At 54.6% G+C, this 21,339-nt stretch carries 17 protein-coding genes, 4 tRNA genes and 1 pseudogene; 5 read left to right on the forward strand and 17 right to left on the reverse strand.

Going from position 1 to position 21,339, the window contains the following annotated elements; all coding sequences use genetic code 11:
* Window positions 1–736: 736 nt before the first annotated feature.
* Window positions 737–1,880: pseudogene (locus C3B54_RS08530) on the forward strand (IS3 family transposase).
* Between the two features lie 667 nt (window positions 1,881–2,547).
* Here C3B54_RS08530 and C3B54_RS09060 read toward each other — a convergent pair.
* Entirely contained in the window at window positions 2,548–3,675 is a 1,128-nt protein-coding gene (locus tag C3B54_RS09060; RefSeq protein ID WP_104914119.1) for a glycosyltransferase 61 family protein, read from the reverse strand.
* Window positions 3,676–4,114: 439 nt separating this feature from the next.
* Between C3B54_RS09060 and C3B54_RS08545 the strand changes: the two genes are divergently transcribed.
* Window positions 4,115–4,951: an FkbM family methyltransferase gene (locus tag C3B54_RS08545; RefSeq protein ID WP_104914121.1), complete on the forward strand. Its 837-nt coding sequence runs from the start codon at window positions 4,115–4,117 to the stop codon at window positions 4,949–4,951.
* Between the two features lie 153 nt (window positions 4,952–5,104).
* On the opposite strand, the gene C3B54_RS08550 is transcribed toward C3B54_RS08545, so the two are convergent.
* Window positions 5,105–6,175 (reverse strand): hypothetical protein, encoded by a 1,071-nt coding sequence (locus tag C3B54_RS08550; RefSeq protein ID WP_104914122.1) that lies wholly within the window; start codon window positions 6,173–6,175, stop codon window positions 5,105–5,107.
* 577 nt (window positions 6,176–6,752) lie between these two features.
* On the opposite strand from C3B54_RS08550, the gene C3B54_RS08555 reads away from it, so the two are divergent.
* Together C3B54_RS08555 and C3B54_RS08560 are read left to right on the forward strand one after the other, a co-directional pair.
* Window positions 6,753–7,427, forward strand: a complete 675-nt coding sequence (locus tag C3B54_RS08555; protein ID WP_245867923.1) for a glycosyltransferase family 61 protein — start codon at window positions 6,753–6,755, stop codon at window positions 7,425–7,427.
* A gap of 77 nt (window positions 7,428–7,504) precedes the next feature.
* Window positions 7,505–9,028: a capsular polysaccharide export protein, LipB/KpsS family gene (locus C3B54_RS08560; protein WP_158665619.1), complete on the forward strand. Its 1,524-nt coding sequence runs from the start codon at window positions 7,505–7,507 to the stop codon at window positions 9,026–9,028.
* Window positions 9,029–9,233: 205 nt separating this feature from the next.
* On the opposite strand, the gene rplL is transcribed toward C3B54_RS08560, so the two are convergent.
* From rplL to C3B54_RS08615, 11 genes are all read right to left on the reverse strand, one after another.
* On the reverse strand, window positions 9,234–9,623 hold the full coding sequence (gene rplL / locus C3B54_RS08565) for a 50S ribosomal protein L7/L12 (RefSeq protein ID WP_104914125.1): 390 nt from the start codon (window positions 9,621–9,623) through the stop codon (window positions 9,234–9,236).
* Between the two features lie 36 nt (window positions 9,624–9,659).
* Window positions 9,660–10,178 carry a 50S ribosomal protein L10 gene (gene rplJ, locus C3B54_RS08570; protein WP_104914126.1) on the reverse strand — a complete coding sequence of 173 codons (519 nt, stop codon included), beginning with the start codon at window positions 10,176–10,178 and terminating at the stop codon, window positions 9,660–9,662.
* A 416-nt stretch (window positions 10,179–10,594) separates the two neighbouring features.
* Window positions 10,595–11,281, reverse strand: coding sequence for a 50S ribosomal protein L1 (gene rplA / locus C3B54_RS08575; protein WP_104914127.1), 687 nt, complete (start codon window positions 11,279–11,281; stop codon window positions 10,595–10,597).
* Window positions 11,282–11,371: 90 nt separating this feature from the next.
* Window positions 11,372–11,797 (reverse strand): 50S ribosomal protein L11, encoded by a 426-nt coding sequence (gene rplK, locus C3B54_RS08580; RefSeq protein ID WP_104914128.1) that lies wholly within the window; start codon window positions 11,795–11,797, stop codon window positions 11,372–11,374.
* A gap of 137 nt (window positions 11,798–11,934) precedes the next feature.
* On the reverse strand, window positions 11,935–12,936 hold the full coding sequence (gene nusG, locus C3B54_RS08585; protein ID WP_104914129.1) for a transcription termination/antitermination protein NusG: 1,002 nt from the start codon (window positions 12,934–12,936) through the stop codon (window positions 11,935–11,937).
* Between the two features lie 165 nt (window positions 12,937–13,101).
* Window positions 13,102–13,383, reverse strand: a complete 282-nt coding sequence (gene secE / locus C3B54_RS08590; protein ID WP_104914130.1) for a preprotein translocase subunit SecE — start codon at window positions 13,381–13,383, stop codon at window positions 13,102–13,104.
* A gap of 49 nt (window positions 13,384–13,432) precedes the next feature.
* Window positions 13,433–13,505, reverse strand: a tRNA-Trp gene (locus C3B54_RS08595).
* A 364-nt stretch (window positions 13,506–13,869) separates the two neighbouring features.
* Entirely contained in the window at window positions 13,870–15,255 is a 1,386-nt protein-coding gene (locus C3B54_RS08600) for a hypothetical protein (RefSeq protein ID WP_104914131.1), read from the reverse strand.
* Window positions 15,255–15,926: a sulfotransferase family 2 domain-containing protein gene (locus tag C3B54_RS08605; RefSeq protein WP_104914132.1), complete on the reverse strand. Its 672-nt coding sequence runs from the start codon at window positions 15,924–15,926 to the stop codon at window positions 15,255–15,257. The genes C3B54_RS08600 and C3B54_RS08605 overlap by 1 nt, the downstream gene beginning before the upstream one ends.
* A gap of 582 nt (window positions 15,927–16,508) precedes the next feature.
* Window positions 16,509–16,582 (reverse strand) — tRNA-Met (locus C3B54_RS08610).
* 23 nt (window positions 16,583–16,605) lie between these two features.
* A tRNA-Thr gene (locus C3B54_RS08615) sits at window positions 16,606–16,677 on the reverse strand.
* A 174-nt stretch (window positions 16,678–16,851) separates the two neighbouring features.
* Between C3B54_RS08615 and C3B54_RS08620 the strand changes: the two genes are divergently transcribed.
* Window positions 16,852–18,510, forward strand: coding sequence for a glycoside hydrolase family 13 protein (locus C3B54_RS08620; RefSeq protein ID WP_104914133.1), 1,659 nt, complete (start codon window positions 16,852–16,854; stop codon window positions 18,508–18,510).
* Between the two features lie 81 nt (window positions 18,511–18,591).
* Here the strand turns inward: C3B54_RS08620 and C3B54_RS08625 are convergent, their stop codons facing one another.
* The 4 genes from C3B54_RS08625 to C3B54_RS08640 form a co-directional block, all read right to left on the reverse strand.
* Entirely contained in the window at window positions 18,592–19,740 is a 1,149-nt protein-coding gene (locus C3B54_RS08625; protein WP_104914134.1) for a M23 family metallopeptidase, read from the reverse strand.
* 175 nt (window positions 19,741–19,915) lie between these two features.
* Complete coding sequence (locus tag C3B54_RS08630; RefSeq protein ID WP_104914135.1) at window positions 19,916–20,743, reverse strand: inositol monophosphatase family protein; 828 nt, start codon at window positions 20,741–20,743, stop codon at window positions 19,916–19,918.
* A gap of 42 nt (window positions 20,744–20,785) precedes the next feature.
* Entirely contained in the window at window positions 20,786–21,088 is a 303-nt protein-coding gene (locus C3B54_RS08635) for a Dabb family protein (protein WP_104914136.1), read from the reverse strand.
* Window positions 21,089–21,122: 34 nt separating this feature from the next.
* A tRNA-Tyr gene (locus C3B54_RS08640) sits at window positions 21,123–21,204 on the reverse strand.
* Window positions 21,205–21,339: the final 135 nt, after the last annotated feature.

A 21,339-nucleotide genomic window follows, 5' to 3' on the forward strand; every position in this document is an offset into this window, starting at 1 on the left:
ACCTCGACATTGCAAACTGGGACTCGGTGATGGCATCCTCACAAAGCTTGCTTTTAGGGCTGATAGTCGTTTTCATTCCCAGTTCAAGGATTCGGTCCGCATACGCAAAAGAATGCTAGTTTGAGCCACAGGTGAAATGATGAATCCGCCATGCGAGGCGCTCAATGAAGCTCCAAACCTCCAGATTGAGTGGCTTGCCGGTCAACTCTTCAATTGTCGACAGGGTCGACGCGGACCAGCCAACACTCTTCCGTAAGAACACGTCGGTGAGTAACGCCACAACAGCGAACACTGTCCGGATTGCCTCACAGGCGATGCCCGCCCTTCACCGCTGGTCTTGAAAATTTGGTTGGAACTTATGGTTAACCTTGTGAGCGGGACACAAATCAGGAAGTTTGTTTTTTTCCTAGAAGTCTTTTGTGCCATTTAACCCCATTGAATCACCGGATTTTCGTGGTCCAGGGCACCTTGTCCCATCCGATCAGCCAGCGTTCGCGCTTGAGCATGTAATTGATTCTCCTAAATCCAAAAAACCCTCATCGTTTTCTGCCTGACCCCTCGGAGGCTCACCTCCCAGTGGCGGGTCGTGCAAGGCACAATCCCACAACGGCCGGCTCCTCTCAGCCGGATGACCGCATCTGGGCATCAGCCTGTGACGTGACCCCATTTTTTAGGTCCGAAAGTTATGAGAGTCGTCTTGCGGCCAGCGTCAGCTGGCAGAAAGACTGTGAACATCATGACGAAAAGGAAGAAGCGGCATTCGCCGGAGCAAATCGTTCGGAAAATCCAGGACGCTGATCGCATCCTCGCCCAGGGCGGTGACGTTGCTGCCGTGTTGAAAGAGCTGAATGTCACGGAGGCGACGTATTACCGGTGGCGAAACCATTACGGCGGTTTGAAAGCAGAAGACGCGAAGAAGCTCAAAGCGTTGGAGAAGCAGAATTTGCAGTTGAAGAAACTGCTCGCTGAAGCAGAACTCGAAAAAGCAGTCCTCAAGGAGTTGGCTGAGGGAAACTTCTAAGCCCGACCAGTCGACGTCGGGCCGTGATTCATGTGATGTCAGTCTTTGACATCAGTGAGCGGCTCGCCTGTCGACTAGTCGGGCTATCCCGGTCTGCATTCCGCCGACGCTTGCAACGTGAGCGCCCTGATGATCCAGATCGGGCCCTTCGGGCGTGGTTGCGTGACTATGCGCGCCGTCATGCCCGGTGGGGGTATCGGCGGGCGTATGTTGACGCCCGCCGTGACGGTTGGCAGGTGAACCATAAGAAAATTCAACGCCTCTGGGCTGAAGAAGGACTCCGCGTGGTGGTGAAACGCCGCCGGAAACGAATCGGTGTGTCAACCGTCCCAGCAGTGGTCGCTGAGAAAGCCAATGATGTGTGGTCTGTCGACTTCCAGTTCGACTCAACCATCACAGGCAAACCGATCAAGATTCTCTCCATCGTTGATGAACACACCAGAGAATGCTTGGGCGGCCTCGTCGACTACTCCATCACTGGGCTGGATCTAGCGGAACAACTCGACGTGTTGGCGTTGGAGCGGGGCATGCCAAAAGCACTGCGGATGGATAACGGGCCAGAGCTGGTCAGTAAAGCCTTGGCCGAGTGGGCTAGTGAAACAGACCGGGTATTCATCCCGCCAGGGCAACCCTGGCGAAACGGATACGTCGAGTCATTCAACGGCAAAATCCGAGACGAATGCCTCGGGGTCAACCAGTTTTACTCACTCAACCACGCCAAAGGCATCATCGGGCTCTGGAAGGAGGAATACAACACCATCCGGCCGCACTCATCGCTCGGCTATTCAACCCCGAGCATTTATGCTGGCCAATGCACCCACTAAAAACCAGTGACGACTCTCGAAGCGACTGGACCTAAAACAGGGGGCAGGTCACCTGGCTACCTGATTTCTTCCCAGCCGGCCGATAGACTCGGCGAAGAGGTTGCCTCGAGTCCCATCCACGTATCGGAATATCTAGAGATGGGTAGCCATGATTCCGTCGCGACGCCAGGTAACACTGTTAAACAGACTGATTCGTCCACCTAACTAATTTCGGTAACTTTGTTCTCGACAAGTGCACCTCCATGCTCTCCTTCTCCGTCGCGCCTGGCGCAACCCAACGTTAATCTCAGCATGACGAACCCACATCCAACCAGTTTCTGCAGTAAACCCAACCGAGACACCACCCGCTAGATCCTTAACCGCTCTGTGACCGAGCCATGCTTAGAATAAATCGCCAGGCGAAAAGCTCTCGCTCCCACATCCTGCGGATTCTGTATCGGCAGCCTCGCATCAGGCTATAAAGTCCAGGACGACACCCCGAACTATTCAAGTTCGCGACTCCCCCGCACTTTCCACATTGGAAGATCTTGATAACTTGCGTGGCTAACGGGAAGATGCCAACATCACGCAGAGCCTCTTAGAAGAGCCGCCCCCGCAAACCTTGCATGGGGACTTTCTTATCGTGAAGCCGGCACTCGGTTCCAGGTTCAGAGTGAGGCCACAACCTAGCCGAAGGGATCTCTCAACCCGTATAAATCCGAATTACTGCGATTTGATGGACCAAATTCTTCGAATAACGCTAAGAAGTTCTCCGGGTTCAACGAACAGCTGTCCGTTGAACCCTTCCCTCAGGAACACCCGTTGGTACCCGAACCCCAGGATAGAAGCTAGCCTTTCGAAGTGCCAACGAACATTCGAGTGGTGCACCAACTCGATTACTTCGGGCGGTTCTGGTTGAAAGTGCAAAGCCATATTACCGAGCCCCGCGCCGTGAGGACCGCACAAAACATCCGCCCAGTTAATTAGGTGAATTTGTTCCCGAAAAGGCATCGTTCCGAGATCCGCAACCTTAAGGTGCACGTGAGCTCTGAGTACCGACTCGAGCTCCACGAGGTTACCGAGCAATCGTTCCTTATGTAGAGACGTGGCTTCGGTGCGATTGATGATGAGTACGCGGGGGCGGTCATCTTGCTTGACGTCTTGGTGGGAGCGCAAGAAGGAACTGCCCCCTCGTGCATTTCGCAGCTGGTTTCTCAAGGCGTTAACTGCAATTGTTGCCGGATAGAGTCCCGGACTCCGCACCAAATCCCAGTTTACTACTTCTACACTCGAAGCGGGGCGTAGGGGGATATTGAGGTGCGCACAGACTGATTTGTGCCAATTCTTCAAGCCGCGTAGCTGAATCAATAAAGAAGCTCCCCGCCCCAGAGTCAAGTAAACCGGTACGGCCTGCAGTAAAAAATGGAAGTAATTGTGGGCCCTCAGCCTGGTCCCGTCAATTAGATTCTTGTCTCCTCCGAGGACCCAAAAATCTCCTTTCGATATTTCTCGAGGGACAACGGCGGAAAGGTACCAGGACTCATCCTTAACAGAGCCGTTGAGGAGGCTAGACAGGATGAACGGCTGTTTTTGGTAGTCGCTATGTAGGCTTGAATCAGAACCCCGTGTGGTCGAACGCTCCTTCAAGGATGTCTTGCCGAATCTTCCTCTGAACCAAAAGAACGGCCCTACTGAGATAAACGATGAATTCTCAAATCGCGTTAGAACCGTGCACCAGGGTCTACCTCTCAGCGAAACTTCAGAGGGACGTTTGAAGAAACCGACTCCGGTCCGAGTCAATAAATCTTTCGCCAAGCGATTAAACCTGAAACTTTTAGACACTGTTTCCATTCCTCATAAACACGTTTGAAACGTTTTAGCTTGGTGAGGGGGTGGCGAGACTGCTTGCTTGTCAGCCATTGCGCATTTCCAGCATAGCGATGCTACAAATGCTTCACTGGATGGTCTCAGACCTCCTTTTCGTTCACCAAATAGGCCCCGGGGGGGTGGTTTCGCTTCTTTCCGAGGATCCCCGGACAACCCATGGCCCCACGGATATACATCCTGCGCGTGTGAAGGAGGCTTCGAAGGCGTCCTTCACACGTAAAGAGTGAATCAAATTGAGATAAGGTGAGGACCGTGGTGGGGCAAAAAAAAGAGCACCGACTAGAAGTAGCTTCCCAAGGGGGGTTCCTGTTCGTTGATGCGTGGCGAATGCGGCCGAGGGCGCAATGCGGAGCTGTGACGATCGTCTAGTGATTTACAAATTCGACGCCAGGCACCTAAATCCATGAGGCTCATTATTGACCTGGGGGCCCACGCTGGAAACGATCTGCCTTATTACCTTGAAAAAGCCCAGCAGGTGGTGGCTGTCGAAGCAAACCCCTCACGGTGCCGAGAGATCCGCTCTCGCTTCTCCGCAGAACTTCGGGAGGGGAGACTGTTTCTGGAAGAGGCAGCAATTACCGAGTTCCCAATACATGGGAAGGTGCGGTTTTGGGTAAGCAAAGAACACGATGTTCAGTCAAGTCTTGTCGAATCAGGGAAGGATCCAGAACAGTTTGATCCTGTCGAAGTAGCCACCACGACTCTGGACAAATTGTTGGACCGTTTCGGCGTGCCGGATTATCTAAAAATTGATTTAGAACACTACGATCTCGCTATTTTGCGTTCCTTGAAACGCTTCGGAAGCTTCCCGGCAGCCCTCTCAGTTGAGGTGCACAGCATGAAAATTCTGCAACAGCTAAGTCAAATTGGCCATTACAACAGTTACAAAATCATCCGCGGCAAGTCTGTCGCGAGACATTATCAGGATTTTCCTTTTGAAGGTGTTGATGGAGAAACACACTATTTTTCTTTCCCCCACCACTCCTCGGGGCCCATTGGGTCAGACATTGAGAGTCATTGGTTCAGCTTCGCAGATGTTCGAGCGATTTTGAGATTGGCTGGGACCGGGTGGTTGGACATCCACGCGTCAACCCTGAGACCTACAGCCTCTCTCAAAGCGCTTAGCCCTCTTCACCCCCTTGCGCTACGCCTTCTGTCTACTCCAATGGCGAAATCAAAGCTTGCTCCTAAGCACCAAGCCAGGGTGCGCAAACGGTTAATGAGAACGTTTCTAAACTAAGGTATAACCTCGGTTACACCAAGTCGTGGGAAGAGAGCCATAATCGGCGACGATTTGGGGTTGACTGAAAGCGATTACTGATTAAAGTCACTCCGATTTGAATTAGTTGGTTGCGTTCACCCCCTCCTAGCAGACTGAAGAGTAGACATTAATCTAGTCATATCTCGGGTACTTGACCAGACGATCTCGAAGGGACTTGATTAACGCATTGAGTGCGCTGTCGTCCAGGAACACTCCGTTTCGCTGCTCTTCCTCAAATGCTTGGGACCAAGCTGGGTCGTATGGCCCCAGCTCTAATCGCTCAGACTCGGCAACCACATCATTTAGGGCGTCAATTAATGGCGTCGCCCTTCGGACAAATTGTTCGTACGCTTCTTCTGTCAGTGCCGGAATCCCTCTCGGCGCATCGGTATTTCGCGCAAGAAAACCATTTGCGAATATCTCCTCCGGTTCCCATCCCTCCAGGCTGTTCGCAATGCGTTGGATTCTAAGCTCGCCCGCGGTCAGCGAGCGATTAACCATACGAATTGGGGGTTCGACCCACTCTCCAACATTTGGGATCGAAAGAGCTTTCAAAGAGCTCGCCCACAGCGTGTTTTTATGCCGGGAGTAATTCAAAATTCGCACGTCGACGCCGTTGTTTCGAAGCCAGGCAACGGATTCGGCAAGACCTTCCTGAAACAGGGCAGCATCTGACGATAGCCAGTCGTTGAGCGAAGCAGTCACCCGATCGTGTTTCACGCTTTGTTGATATTTCGAAAAAGCCCACTCGAGAGGGTCTCTTATAACGATGAAAAATACGACCCGCAAAGGGCGTCCTTTGAATTCGAGCATTTCTTTGAACGCAGCTCGCCCGTTCGAACTGCTCAACAGCTGAACGACTTCCTCCGAGAGCTGCTCGCGTGAATACAGAATTCTTTCTAGCGGTGTGTCAACCTTTCGCGCTGCTCTAAGGACTTTATGAATGCGTCGGCTTGGCGCGTTTCCACTAGAAGTAAGCCCCGCCTCGGCGTGCGCTGCACTGGCAGGTCTCGGGTAGTCCACGCCCAGCTGTGCAAGCGCCTCACGATTAAGCGCAAACATCGACTGCAAATAGGAACTGCCGGTTTTTCGAAGCCCGATATGGAGCATCAATTCCGAGGAAGAGGCGCTAGGCGGGGCAGGAGTCGGCTCCCGCCGAAAAAACACAACAAATAGTGCCTTAGGCCAGCGTGAGGCTTTCACTCTTTAGCCCCTCTTTTAGGTGTGCAATCGAGAATTTCCCGGCGGGGAGTCATAGGTAAAGGGTTTCACTCCGAACCACGTTAGTCGCCGAGACCTTAAACAGTTGGAAGCAGACCCCTCATCTAATCGCGCGCCCGGGACGGTGGTTTTCGGAGTAGTGCTCGCGAGTACGATAACGGATATGACGTTAGAGAGTACCTCGGGGTCGTTCTATCGAGGAAATGAAGCTCCCCGCACGCGCGATCACCTCAGTGAACGTCATGGCATTTCGAGGCAGGTACAAGGCCCAGGCAAACCAGCTGGTGAGAGACACTGCCTAGTTGAAGGTAAAACCCCAGGGAAAAATAATGATTGAGCTGCGAAATTTGAGCCGGCGAGAAAGGGTGTTGAATTGAAAAGCGTCTTTCGTCGGATTCGGCGGGTAAAAAACCGAGACTCGTACCCCAAAATGTTGGTCCCAATTACACGGGGGCCTCTACTTGGCTACTACCACTTCCTTTTGGGCTATTTCGTTCCGGCTTACTGGCACATGCTGCAGAACCCAAATACCGAACACGTGCTGCTCCAGTGCGGCCCGATGGACAAGTGGTTTGAATGGCTCCCTCAAAAGCCAGCGCAGACCATGGATGCGGTAGAGGGTCTCCAGACTGCTTACCGGGCGAGAAAAAGGGGTTTTGCAAGGGGATTTGTCATCGAGACTTTTACCGACTGGGACCTCTACCGAAACTTTTCCCAACGTCCACTTTCTGAAGTATCGGAACATATTCGTGGACGATTTGTGCCGCCCCATGAACCAAAGCCAGGGGACAAACCAAAGGCGGTCGTTCTGATTCGTGACCACGTCCCGGATGCGCTCACACAACACCCCACTAGAGAATTCGGGCCGGCTAAACGAAACATCCCCAATCTGAAGACTGTCGCAAAAAGCCTTGAGAAACACTTCTCGGTGGAATTACTCGATGGCTCAGCCAAAACCCCTGAAGAAACCGTTGCCGCCTGCTCCAACGCGGATCTCCTCATCGGACAACACGGCGCAGGGCTTGCTAATGCATTGTTTCTTCCGCCCGGAGCGCAGGTAATCGAAATTGGATGGAATCCGGTTGGGTCCAATCCTCTCGGCCATTTCGAAGCACTCAGCGCCGAACTGGGCCTCGGTTGGAAATACCTGGCCCTGCAGGAGGACCAATTCGCTCCCATTTCCGCGGAGGACTTGGAGCGGGAACTTTTGGCCTATACAGACTCACCTCGCTGAGGCCGGCAACTGCGTTGGTAGTGTCTTTTTGTTAGTGATCGATATTAGACGTTTGTGGTGACGAAAGAGGAAATGGTGTGAGTGTTAATCGGGTGGCTTTCGTCGCGTATGAACCATGGGAAACACGGGTGGCAAGTCGCTTCCTCACACGGTTGAAGGAAGAAGACCCTTCCCTTGAGACACTCCTAATTGTTGCCGATCCTTTCCAGATTAGGAATAACAGGGGATCCAGACGTCTTCGAAAGCTCGCCGAGAGTGCATCACACCGCACCGCGGTGATCTTTGAAGATCTCCTGGAATGGCACAAAACCATCCCTAGCGTCGATCAACGCGATGCCCTCACTCGGGTTGAGACCATCGCCAAGAGTGAAGGTATTGACTACTTAGATGCGGTGATGAGCTCTGACCCTCACCTGATGCCGCGCGAGAGGGCTCCGTTTTATCACCCACTAACCCAAGCGGAGAAAAACGCAGCGAGCGTCTTAGTATTCGAAAAAGTCTTAGACACTCTGGACGCTTTTGCACCAGATGTGGTGGTGATGATGTGGGACCAGTATCTGGTCAAGAACTTTGTCGGCGCGGTCTGTCGGGCTCGAAACATTCCTGTACGCGTTTTTCGACGGGTGCGCTACAAGGACTACCTCAAACTCGATTACTTCTTTCTCCCCATCAGCCAAGAGCCCGGTGAATCCCTCACAGCACCGAACACGAAAGAGAACCTGAGGGCAGAAATCGAGGCATTCGGAAACAGCCTGTATCCGAACAACCTTGCCGTCACCGAGGCTGGCTTTGTCGAACAGTGCCACAACGCCCCGTTAAAAGCGATAGGCCAGGTACTCGCACGGGGCTGGAAAGCCCAAGTGCGGAAGCTCCAAACTGGGCCCTTTAGCAGGCCCCGAAAGTTCCGCTGGCTGCGCTATTGGGTGAGCATTAACCGCCGGGTCCACCTTTACCTCCTGATGAAGGTCTTCAGAAGTTTTCGATACATCTTTGACCGAAAAACTCTCACCGGTGAGGGCGCCCTACCAGAGCGCTTTGTGGTGGTACCACTCCACTTTCGCCCAGAATCGGCTATTCTCACCCAAGGTTTGGGCACCGAAGATGACGACGTCGTTGAACAGGTCGCTCGCACGCTCAAGGGCATTGATCCCGAAGTCGCCTGCGTAGTGTTGGAACACCCCTCAATGATTGAAGACCGCCGCTACGCCTTCTACCGAAAACTCAAAAGCTGGGGCAATGTGGTTATTGCCGACCCGGTCATCCCCACACAGGAGCTAATTCAACGCTCGTTAGGAGTGATCACCATCTCTGGAACGGTGGGTCTGGAAGCATCAATCGCCGGAATACCTGTCCATGTCGCCGGTTACCCCGAATACCTAGGTGCAATCCAATCCCACGGCAGCGAAGCCCTACAGGCTTTTCTCACTGCCTGCGCCAACGATGAAGGTCCAGTCTCCGGGGAGGGTGCCCTGTCCTACCTGGAAAAGCACTGCCACGAGGGCTGGCAGGGCGACCTTGGCTGGGCTGCCATCAAGTCAGAAGAAGCGCTAGAAGAAACAGTCACTACCCTGCGGGAGATGTTTCACGCCTCGACTAAGTAAGCCAAGCACGCTCGGACGGGAAGCAACGAGGAATCCCGCCCAACAACACGCCTATTTCCCCGCCGAAACACGCATCAGCTCAAACAGTAGGGTCGCCGTGCCCGATCATTGTGTTCGGTTAATAGAAAACGCCCGGCCAGATTTCCCGAGGGAAATCTGGCCGGGCGTTTTTCAACCCATTGGGTTGTGCCTCTGATGGGCCTAACTACTTGAGCGTGACGGTTCCGCCAGCAGCTTCGATCTGCTCTTTGGCTTTCTCAGCGGTCTCTTTGTTAGCACCTTCCAGAACTGCACTGGGGGCTCCATCAACGAGGGCTTTGGCTTCACCGAGGCCGAGGCTGGTGAGAGCACGCACCTCTTTGATGACCTGGATTTTCTTGTCGCCAGCGGCTTCGAGAATGACGTCAAAAGAGTCCTTCTCTTCAACCTCGGCGCCACCGTCACCGGCGGCAGGTGCACCGGCAGCTGCGACAGCAACCGGAGCGGCTGCGGTAACTTCGAAGACCTCTTCGAACTTCTTGACGAATTCGCTCAGTTCAATGAGCGAGAGTTCCTTGAACGCCTCAATGAGGTCGTCGGTAGACATTTTAGCCATGATTTCTCCTTGTGTTGTAGGTAGGGGTTCGGGTGCTTACGCGCCCTGAGATTCTTTTTTCTGACGCAACTGGTCGATTGCCCGAACGGCAGATGCCTGCGGAGCAGTAAACAGATACGCGGCAGCAAACAGCGAAGCCTTGACGGCACCGGCGAGTTTGCCAAGCAGCACCTCGCGGGATTCGAGCTTCGCGAATGCGTCAACTTCTTCAGCACTCAGTGGTGCACCTTCGAAGTAGCCGCCCTTAATGACCAGGGCGGGGTGGTCTTTAGCGAAGTTGCGCAGAGCTTTGGCAGCGTTCACGGGATCCCCGTAAACGAAAGTCAAAGCGGAAGGGCCAACGAGGAGGTCATCGAGAACGTCGATGCCCGCTTCTTTGGCTGCAATCTTTGTCAGCGTGTTCTTCACCACGGCATAGCTGGCATCGGCACGCAGAGCACTGCGGAGTTCTTTCAACTCCGAGACACTCAGTCCCCGATAGTCAGTCAGCCACACCGCAGCAGATTCACGAAAATTCGTCGTGAGCTCTGCGACCGTTGCTTCCTTTGTCGCCATGGTTCTCCTTGGTTGTTGTTGTCACCGCAGACCACCAGGCATAAAAAATGCTCCGGGCGCATGCGCACGGAGCATTAAATGTTCTCGTTACGCCTACGCGGGCCGAGGGCTTTCACCCTGTGCTTCGGTGGTTTGTGATTTCTCACGCCCCACGACCGGCGGTCTTTGGCTGAAAAGAATCTATCGGTAGTGGGAACACAACACCAAATCGCGCCAAATATGGCAAAACCCTTTCCCATTTGCTGGCCTGCAGGCAGGGCCAGGCCACGTTGAACCAGAACCATGGACTAAAAGCCCTAAGGAACGGCCTAGGGAAGGCTGCCAGGGCGAGGCGGGTGGCCATGCTCCTGAAGCGACCCCTACCGTGGCACCCGGGCCTGACGAACCACCCCGAGAGCCACGATTACATCAGCAGGTTAGACCTGGCTGACATCCAAAGGAATACCGGGACCAAAGGTGGTCGACATGGCGGCCTTCTGGATGTAGCGGCCCTTCGAGCTTGCCGGCTTCACACGATTGATTTCTTCTAAAGCAGTGGTGAAGTTTTCCAACAGCTGCTCTTCGGTGAAGCTTGCTTTACCGATTACGAAGTGCATGTTGGCGTGCTTGTCAATGCGGAACTCGATACGTCCACCCTTGATGTCATTGACCGCTTTTGCGACATCTGGTGTCACGGTGCCGGTCTTGGGGTTCGGCATAAGGCCACGGGGCCCGAGTACCTTACCGAGCTTTCCGACCTGACCCATGAGCTCCGGGGTAGACACGGCGGAATCAAACGACGTGTAGCCTCCGGCAACTTTCTCGATCAGTTCAGTGCCACCCACTTCGTCAGCACCGGCCTCTTTTGCTGCTTCCGCAGCAGCGCCGGTGGCAAACACGATGACGCGGGCAGTCTTTCCGGTGCCGTTCGGCAGCGAGACTGTACCGCGGACCATTTGGTCGGCTTTTCTGGAGTCAAGACCCATTTTGAGGGCCACCTCAACGGTGGAGTCGGTTTTCGCTGAACCGGACTGTTTGGCCAGAGCCACTGCCTCTTTGGGCGAGTAGAAGTGGCCGGGAGTGAGAAGCTCTTTAGCCTTCTGGTATTGCTTGGAGTGTGCCATTTGTGCGTCTTCCTTTACTTCGACGTGCGGTGTCGCGAGCCTGGCTGGCTCTCCCGCGAAAAAAAATGGTGGGATTGTTGGTGAGCCGACTTAGCCGACGGTGATGCCCATACTGCGGGCAGTACCTTCGATGATCTTGGCGGCAGCCTCGATGTCGTTGGCGTTTAGATCCTGCTGTTTCATTTCGGCGATCTCTCGCACCTGAGCAGGAGTGATGTTGGCCACTTTGTCAGTGTGGGGGACTCCAGAGCCCTTCTTCACACCAGCAGCTTTCTTAATCAACTCCGCCGCAGGCGGAGTTTTGGTAATAAAGCTGAACGAGCGGTCCTCGTAGACGGTGATTTCCACCGGAATGACGTTTCCCCGCTGGGATTCTGTTGCGTCGTTGTAGGCCTTGCAAAACTCCATGATGTTGACGCCGTGTTGACCAAGGGCCGGACCCACGGGTGGGGCAGGGTTGGCTTGACCAGCCTGGATCTGGAGCTTAATGAGCCCAGCAACTTTCTTCTGTGCCATCTGTTTCCTCTTCTTGTTCGTGTGTGAGTTTCCTCACACGCTCCCGACAGTAAAGCGTGTCTTTACTGCGGTGGTCTGTGGTGTTTCATCACACGCGGTGTGACACCGCGCGTGATGCCTTGCGTGATTCTACGTGTCTAAAGCTTGGCGACCTGGTCGAAGCCAAGCTCGACCGGAGTTTCACGCTCAAACAGCGACACCAAAGCTGTGAGTTTACCGCTCTCAGGCTTGATTTCGCTAATGGTGCCAGGAAGGCCCGCAAACGACCCTTCCTTGATGGTAATCGTTTCACCAATTTCGAAGTCCACTTCAGCGGGCAGCATCCGGGACACCGGACCACCGGCAGTGTGAACGGCGCCCTTGGCTGCAGGGGCTTCTGCCACCTGAACGGTGGATTTCAACATCTCGAACGCCTCTTCGAAGCGAAGAGGCGTGGGGTTGTGAGCATTACCCACAAAGCCCGTCACACCGGGGGTGTGGCGAACCGCCGACCACGAGTCTTCATTGAGGTCCATACGCACAAGGACGTAGCTGGGGATTCGCACGCGAGTCACCAGTTTGCGCTGACCGTTTTTGATCTCCACCACGTCTTCCATGGGAACTTGGACTTCAAACAGGAAGTCTTCAATACCCAGAGAAGTACGACGGTTTTCGAGGTTTTGCTTCACCCGCTTTTCAAAACCTGCATAGGAGTGCACCACATACCATTTGCCGGGTTGGCGGCGAAGCTCCTTACGGAAGTCCGCGTAAGGATCCTCGTCGTCCGAGGTCACCATCGACGCACCCTCTGTTTCAGCAGCCGCTCCAGCGACTGTTCCATCGTCTTGGTGTTCTTCGTCCCACGATTCTGACTCATCAGACGTTGCCGCCACAGAAGCATCCGCTTCTTGTATGGAGTCAATATCCAACGCGTCTTCAACAACAGCATCCGCCTCGACGTCGTTAGCCGCATCCAGCGATGCCGTCGATTCGTCATAGTTGGTGGCGTCGTCATCGACGACGTGCATCGCTGTGCTCTCGGCAGCATCCGAGCCGTGTAGCTCCTCGTTCAAGATGTTGCCCTCCTGGGCTTCATCTTCTTCCGAGGACTGCTCGGCAGCTGTTGCCGAATCAATGTCTTTCAAGTGGTCTTCACTCACGACTTATCCACTTACCTTCCTTGTACTTCCTAAAGTCTCTACCTATCGGCCACAAATTGCCTGTGATGTGCGATTTTGGTGATTCCCGGACCGGTGCTTAGTTGCCGGCCATTGCACACCAGGCGTTTTATTAAGTTTCTACGCTCACTCCTAGAACACTCGCCCCTAGAAGAGCGAGGACCCGTCACCAAACACCCACGAGATCGCCCACCCGAAGATCAAGTCAAAGGCGACGATGATTCCCATCATGATCAGCACGAACACCAACACCACCAAGGTGTAGTTGACCAGTTCACTCCTGGTAGGGGTGACCACTTTCCGGAGTTCGTCAATGACCTGCCGGATAAACAACACCAGGCGCGCAAAAACACCGGAGCGGTTTTCCCGCTCCGCTTTATCTTTTGCGACCGGATTGTCCGGCGTTGGGTCAGGCAAATTTGTTGCCACTACTCACACACTTTCGTTTGATTGATACTTCACCAGCACACTGGCTTCGCAGGGCGGACAGGACTCGAACCTGCAACCTGCGGTTTTGGAGACCGCTGCTCTACCAATTGAGCCACCGCCCTAGAGCTTCTCAGTCTATGACGGTCTCGGCCACCAAAGCGAACCGCGGAAGTTAGGGTTGCCCGATCCTCTCAGTTGTAGAGTTCGAAATCCCCCCCCCCTGTCAGACCTGGAGGCCACTGATTTACATCCCGAACAGGGTGTGTGGGGCTGAGGGACCATTGAGGAAGGTCTGTTGAGCAATGCTTGTTTGGTTGAGCGCTTTCACTGAGAGTTATTGTTTTAGCCAGATGAGCTTTCCCGTTTCTCTCCTGGCACTGAATTGCTGAGAAGCTAGCAACATGGCGCCAGCCTCCAAAAGAGGAGACCGTCACCCTCCAGCGAAAGGCCAGACATCTACTCGCACCATTTCGAAGGCCGCATCCCTCAGATTCTAAATTCTGGAAATTCCTCAATAAATGCGGGATCGTTTTGCCCTAGAAATTCAGCAAGTTCAGAGGCTTGGTTAAAGCATTCTGGGTAGCGGAGGTGAAAAATGGTTGCATCACGAAGCTTGCCGAAGAGTTGTTCCTGCAGTCGAAGTTCGTTCAGAGTTGCGCTTCTGAGATTTTCTTTCGGCACAAACAGGCCCCGTGCCCCAATGAACTTAATTAACTGAATTCGCATAATTCCGCGCCGCTCAAGACTCTTGAGTTGGTCATCATGATTTCGACTGACGTAGAGGATTTTGCTCTGCTGCAGCAACCTTCCAAACGGTTTCGACAGATGCTTCAGTCCGTCCCTGTCCGAAGGGGAGTTTGTGAGAGCAAACCGCGACACATGGCGCAGCAGGGTGGTCGTTGCAACCCCACCGCCGGAAATCACCGTAATTGCCGGGACAGGGAAAACTCCAAGGTTCATCAAGAAACGAACAAGCCTGCCTCGGACGACCCAAAATATTGCCCTTATCCTCTTAAACACATTTCTTAGATGGTCACCTGCGAGCCCCAGTAGGAGCCTTTTCACCCCCGAAAGGGCGCTCCCGTTCCCAAATTCCGCCAGCCCACGCAGACCCGCACGCAGCCCCGAAGTAACGAATATTCGCCTAAACACAAGGAGAACGTTCCAATAATTCCTGCGTCGGAAAGAGGAGTACGCCGGAGACGCCCAACGCCTCTGGTCCTCAAGGTGGAATGTAATGAAACGGTCGGTCACTTTTTCAAAACGCGATGAACTGGAGGCTATGAGGGCCAAAAAAGCACCACCGACAGGATTTATTCCAAAACATAGGTCATCACCAACATGCTTCTGGATACGCCGAAAAACCGCCTCTTCCAGAACAAAAAAGTCAGAACCCGGGTGGCTTAAGGAGTGTTCTTGAAGAAAAGTGGAGGTAACAGGACTCTCTTCCCCAACATGAACCGTTCTGCGGTGAATTGATAGAGAAGCCCGCTTCTGTTCCCAAAGTTCGATGATTTGTTGATAACCGTCATCCACCAAACCGATATCGGAATTACTTAGAATGACCAAGTCAAACTCCCCGGAATCAATCCGTGATACGTAGTCGAAGACAGGCGGAAATTTCTTTCCTATCCAGTGAGACCGATCGGCCAACTCTGGAGCAATGAAGTCCTGTATCCCGTCCAGGGCGTTGTTTTTCCATTCAGAAGATCGTACGAGTCTGACGTGAACGTCCCACGACGTTAAAGAAAAGCTGCGTACCGCATGGGCAATAGAGGAAATTGCCAGCGCATGCTCACGGGCAAGACTACGTGGCGCGTCGTCATTGATACCCGGAACCACATGGAGGAGGCGCTTCTTCCGCAAGGCCATTACCGTAGGTACCCGAATGTATCGAATTCCCAACCAAGAACGTCTTGTGCCTTCTTCCGGGATTGCTTCCAGAGATATCCCCTAGCGTCCTCCTTCCGGGAGGGATTGAGGCCTGTCTTCAATTGGAAAACTCCGGTTTGATTTTCAACCCCTAACCGCTCAAGTATCCTCGCCACATCATTTCCCAAATTCTCGTATCGGATCACTTCCGGCGGCGAAGTTGGGTTACTGAGCAGCTCGAGGATTGGAAAATATTTAGGGCTGGGCCCAAAGAGGATGAAGAAGTTCACAGAAATTCGCTGGATTAGACGGGGGCTTTTTGAGAGTGTCCGGTACCACCGGGGAAACTTTTTCAATTTCCACCAAAAAAAGGATACAAACCGTTCGTAAGGATTTCGAATGCAGACAATGACGTCGAAGTCTCGAATTATTGGGAACTTCTCGCGAGCTTCAGCCAGCGAGCAGTGGGGCTTTAGGAGAAAACCCTCGGCGAGCTTTCCCCGGGTCCTCCTCTCCGAGCAATAAAGTTTATCCGAGAAAAACTCGGGGCTAGTTTCTCCCATGGGGGAGTTCGGCGCCAAGGCCTTCATGAAAGTTGCCTCAACCGAAGTGCCTGCCGTCTTGATGCTTTTCAAAAGAATGAAGCGATGCTCGAATGAGATTAGAACCACCACATAATCATAGTTCCGTTCGAATGCGGATTCGGATTCGGATTCGGATTCGGATTGCAACTTGCCTTTACCCTTGATTAGCTACTCGCCAGATCGGCATGGCTATGTGCTGGCGAGGTGAAGATTTCCGCCGAAGTTGGGATTGATACGATCACGTCGTTAAATTCCTCGATGCCAAGCCCGAGATGGTCGGGAACTGAGAGCGCCGCCAGCAGAAACCATCGAGACTAGCCCGACCGGCAAAACCATTTGGCTACTTAGGCGCAGTATGGGAGCGTTGAACGACGCACTAGCCCGTGTCTCTGAATGCGATCTGCCGGGAAAATCGTTACTCACTCATCAGCAAGGACGAGGCTCACGGAAGTCCGATCGCGACCCTCTTATCGGGAACCGAACAAGACTGTCACCACATTTTTCCGACCGCTGCGCGCACCAATCACGAACACCAAGCGATTTCAAAACGAAGATCTTGGTGGCCTTCCGGAGTTTCATTACCTCGGTGCCGGGCCTGACTGCCCACCTAACTATCCCGAAAGACTCGGTCGTCGACCAAAGACTCACCAAAAATCTGTAGCGGTGTTGTAGCGGGGGCGGGGCTCGAACCCGCGACCTCACGATTATGAGCCGTGCGCTCTGACCAGCTGAGCTACCCCGCCGCGTGTGGATAAGAAATCATCCGAGCCCCGAGTCAGGATTGAACTGACGACCCCTTCCTTACCATGGAAGTGCTCTACCACTGAGCTATCGGGGCGAGTTCGCGTCAGCGAAACAACGCTTGAGGCTAGCACCCTTTTTGGGCCTCCGGCAAACACACCCAGAGCACCACAAGCGCTTCAGGATGGGCGCAATGCGCCCTCATGGATTAGAGCAGAACCAACCCTCGGAGCGAAGTCGCTCTTTTGGCCAACGCACTAGAGTTGTAGGCATGTCAAACTCGTCTTCACACCCCTTGCGTCCTGCCGACTGGTGGCAGGACGCGGTGATTTATCAGGTCTATCCGCGTTCTTTTGCGGACTCGAATGGAACCGGTCTCGGTGACCTGAAGGGCATCCAGGGGCACCTGGGAGATTTGAAGTCTTTGGGTGTTGACGCCGTGTGGTTGTCACCGTTTTATCCCTCCCCGCAGAACGATGCGGGCTATGACGTGTCGGATTACACCGATGTAGATCCGAGCTTCGGGGTATTGGCTGACGCAGAAAAACTCATCTTCAGCGCACATGAGCTTGGCCTTCGGATCATTGTCGATTTGGTGCCCAACCACAGCTCGAGTGAACACCGCTGGTTTCAAGAAGCCCTCGCATCGACACCCGGATCTAATGCCCGTGCGCGCTATATATTCCGGGATGGCTTGGGAGAAGACGGTGACATTCCGCCCAACAACTGGGAGTCAGTCTTTGGCGGGCCGGCTTGGACCCGCATAACTCAAGCCGATGGCTCTCCAGGTCAGTGGTATTTGCACCTTTTTGATTCTTCTCAACCAGACTTCGACTGGACTAACCAAGAAGTGTGGGAACACTTCGATGGGGTTTTGCGTTTTTGGCTCGACCGGGGTGTGGATGGTTTCCGAGTTGATGTCGCCCACAGCCTGATGAAAGAACCAGGGCTTCCTGACCTCTCGGATGCACAGCTGGCGGATCGCTCCCCTGGCGCGGCAAAGCCTTTTTGGGACCAGGACGCCGTTCATGACGTGTACCGGCACTGGAGTGGCATCCTCGCCGAATACGGCGAGGATCGGATCTTGTGCGCTGAAGCGTGGGTGTGGCCGCTGGAGCGCATGGCGCGTTATGTGCGCCCCGGAGAAATGCACCAAGCGTTTAACTTCGCCTACCTTTCGGCACCATGGCAACCAGAAGCACTACGTGACGTCATTGACGAGTCACTGAAAGCCTTCGGTGATGCCGGAGCCCCCTCAACCTGGGTACTCTCGAACCACGATGTGGTGAGACACACTTCTCGTTTGGCGCTCGCTGACCAAGAGTCCATTGTCCCTGGTGGCTTGGGGCCCAACTCTCCTGAGAGACCAGATCCGGCGCTGGCCACTCGCCGTGGCCGTGCGGCCACGGCACTGATGTTGGCTCTTCCAGGAAGCGCGTATTTGTATCAGGGTGAAGAGCTTGGGCTTCCAGAAGTCATCGATATTCCAGATGCGCTTCGCGAAGACCCGACGTTCCACAGGACGAATGGTGAGCGCTACGGACGAGATGGATGCCGGGTCCCTATCCCCTGGGTGAAAGACGCACCTGCTTTTGGGTTCTCCCCCAGCCGTGAGACCTGGCTTCCACAGCCTGAAGTATTTGGTGAGCTAGCCCGGGACCAACAAGAAGGTGACCCCAGTTCGACGCTGGAGCTCTATAAGACCCTCCTGCAACTTCGAAAAGAACATGCCCTCGGCACGGGGCAACTGAGCTGGCAGGAAAGTGCGGACCCCCAAGCGCTTCGCTTCCAGAATGGTAACGTGACGGTGCTGTGTAACTTTGGCAACCACCCTGTGGCATTGCCCGATGGCAAGATCATTGCATCCAGCATCTGGCCGGCTCCGTCCGAGCTGGCACCCGACCACACGGTGTGGATCAAAGGGCACTAAGCGAAGCCTGCGCTTTAGAAACCTCGATTGCCCTGCGGCGCAATCGAGGTTGGTGTGACCGTCCGCGCTGGCGTGCTTTTCTTAACTGGCGTTTGCCTGCAGATAGGCAAACGGATCGAGATACACGCCGTCTATTCGCACTTCGAAGTGCAGATGGGGTCCGGTAGAAATACCGGTGTTTCCCACTAAGCCCACAAAGTCACCCACTTCGACCCGGTCGCCCACATCGAGTGGGCTACTGCCTGACTCCATATGGGCATACACAGAGAGAACGGTTTGGCCATTGATGGTGTGTTCAATGTAGGCGTGTTCTCCGTATCCGCCGGAGAACTCCTGTTGGGTCACTACGCCATCGGCGATGGCGTAGATGGGGGCTCCACGTCCGGGAACGAAGTCCACCCCGCGGTGGTAGCTAGAGCAGTATCGACAGGGTGCCACTCGGGCACCGAAGCCTGAACTGATTTGAACGGCAACTGGGAACGGCCAACGGACAGGCCCTTGACCGGAAGTTTCATAGGAAAGTGCACGTCCACCGTATTTGGCGCGCAGTACTTCTGCGTAAGACGTCACACTCCAGGATTCCCGCCGAATACCTTCCACGCTCGCCACTGAACTACTGGCCACGAAGGGTTGAGAAGAATCCTCCACGGCGAGCGACCGCGGGGCTTCGTTCGCAATCGCTGGTGTGAGCTGGTCACTGCCGTAAAAAAGGTTGGCGGGCATTGACACCCCCACCAGAAGCAGTGGGGCCGCAATAAGCGTCCCTACTGACAGCAGGCGTTGTCCTGGTGTCTTGGCGGGTAGCCCATCGGATTTCTTGGATGGCTTTAGTGTCAGAGAAAAGCTCTCTCGTGATTCGCCATGTTTGGTGCTGGTGTGTTTAGGCCCGGAATGCTTCGCGTCCCGCCAACCGCCACGCTCCCGCAAGCGGTGGCGTGGGTGCTCTCGGTCAACGGCCAACCTGTCCGTCGTTGCTGAATTGGCGTGGTCGTCGGTTTCGGTCGTGGGCACAGATTGAGTCGCAGTGTGTGTGCCTGCGTCGTTGATGTGCGGGGCGGGGCCGGTAAGGGCCGAGATGCCAGTCTGGTGCGCCTCATCCTCGCCTGCAGCGGCCTTTGCCTGCTGCTGGGGCGTTAGACCATTGGAGGGCTGAGCATCTGCTTTCGCGGCGCGCTGCGTCGCGCGAAGCTCGCGCCTCGAGGGAAACGGGGGCTGTGAAGCGTTAGTCATTTAGCGCTCACCACCCATACCCAAGAAATCACTCTCCAACCGATTAGCGTGTCCAAGCCTTCAGGGTTAGACCACCCTGTCGACGCACTCCCGGGACGATACCGCACTTCGCTGAATTATCACGAATAGATAAAGCTTAGACCGGGCAATGGCCAAGGCTATGAATGAGCTGGGGTTACAAAAAATCAGACAGTGGTCGGTCCCCGCCAGCAGCTTCGACCGCGTGGTGGAACACACTCACCATGTCAGGGTGGCCGGCGAAAATTGCTTCCCGGCCAGCAGGGGCCCCATCAAAGCCGTAAACGACACCACCGGCTTCCGTGACAATCAATTCCCCCGCAGCGTGATCCCAGGGGCTCAGGGTGCGCTCGAAATAGATATTTCCCCTCGCAGCGGCAATCGCTGCGAGATCCAAAGATGCGGTGCCCATTCGCCTCAGGTCTCGCACCTTCGGCAACAACTCCCTGGCCAGTCGACCCTGCTCGGCGCGATACTGCTTGGCATACGCAAAACCTGTCAACCACAGTGCTTGGGACAACTCCACAGGAGACGCCACCTGCAAAGGAGTATCGCCCAGTGTTGCACCGTGACCTTTTGCTGCCTGAAACATTTCCCCCGTGGCCGGGTTGAACACCACCCCTGCTTGTAGGTCCCACTGTCCAGGAGCAGGCTCACCTTCAACCGCAGCGATACTGACCGCGTAATGGGGAATGTTGTATAGAAAATTGACTGTTCCATCGATCGGGTCGACGACCCATGACACTCCAGAGGTAGAACTCCCGCTACCGCCTTCTTCGCCCACAAACCCATCACCGGGGCGGGCCTTTTCTAGTAGTTCGTGAATGAGGGCTTCTGCTTCATGGTCAACCGCGGTGACCACATCAACATCACTTGATTTGGTGGAAGCCACCTCGACGTGATGTCTGCGACGATCCAGAATCATTGCCCCCGCCTGGGCGGCAATGTCCCTAGCAAGAGTAAGTAATTCTGTTGAACCAGACATCAGAGGCTTAGAATTCTCTGCCCGCTTCGCACATCCGGCCGATTAGCCAAGTTCGTAGTCGACTGCAGCCCGGGCATTAACCTGCTGGCTCACCCAGGAAGCTGCTTCTACGTGTGCTGGGTGGACCTGGTAGTCAGCCAGTGCTTGGGCTGAGTCGTGTTCGCTAATGAGGACCACATCCCAGTTGGCGTCTCCGGGGAACAAAGAAGGGTTGACGCTCAACGAGCGCAGGCCTGGCACCACACCGACTAGCGCGCCCAACTTGGATTGCATCTGGGCAACGGTGGCCTCGCGGTCTTCCGGAGCGGCGAGTTGCCACATCACCACATGTCGAACGGCGCCCACGTCACACCCCCACCTTTTCCTACATTTTTTTTCGTGGCGAGTGAGGGATTCGAACCCCCGAAGGCAGTGCCAGCTGATTTACAGTCAGATCCCTTTGGCCGCTTGGGTAACTCGCCTAAGGCGCTCCCGACCGGTGTATTCACCAATCGGGTGCGCGCCCTTAAGGATAGTGGGTGTCTGACACCGGGTGTGACACGGGCCACCCTAGAGAGGCTGGCCCTAGATAGGCGGAAACTGTGGAGGCTGGCCCT

The organism is Pontimonas salivibrio (assembly GCF_002950575.1).
GTDB lineage: Bacteria > Actinomycetota > Actinomycetes > Actinomycetales > Microbacteriaceae > Pontimonas > Pontimonas salivibrio.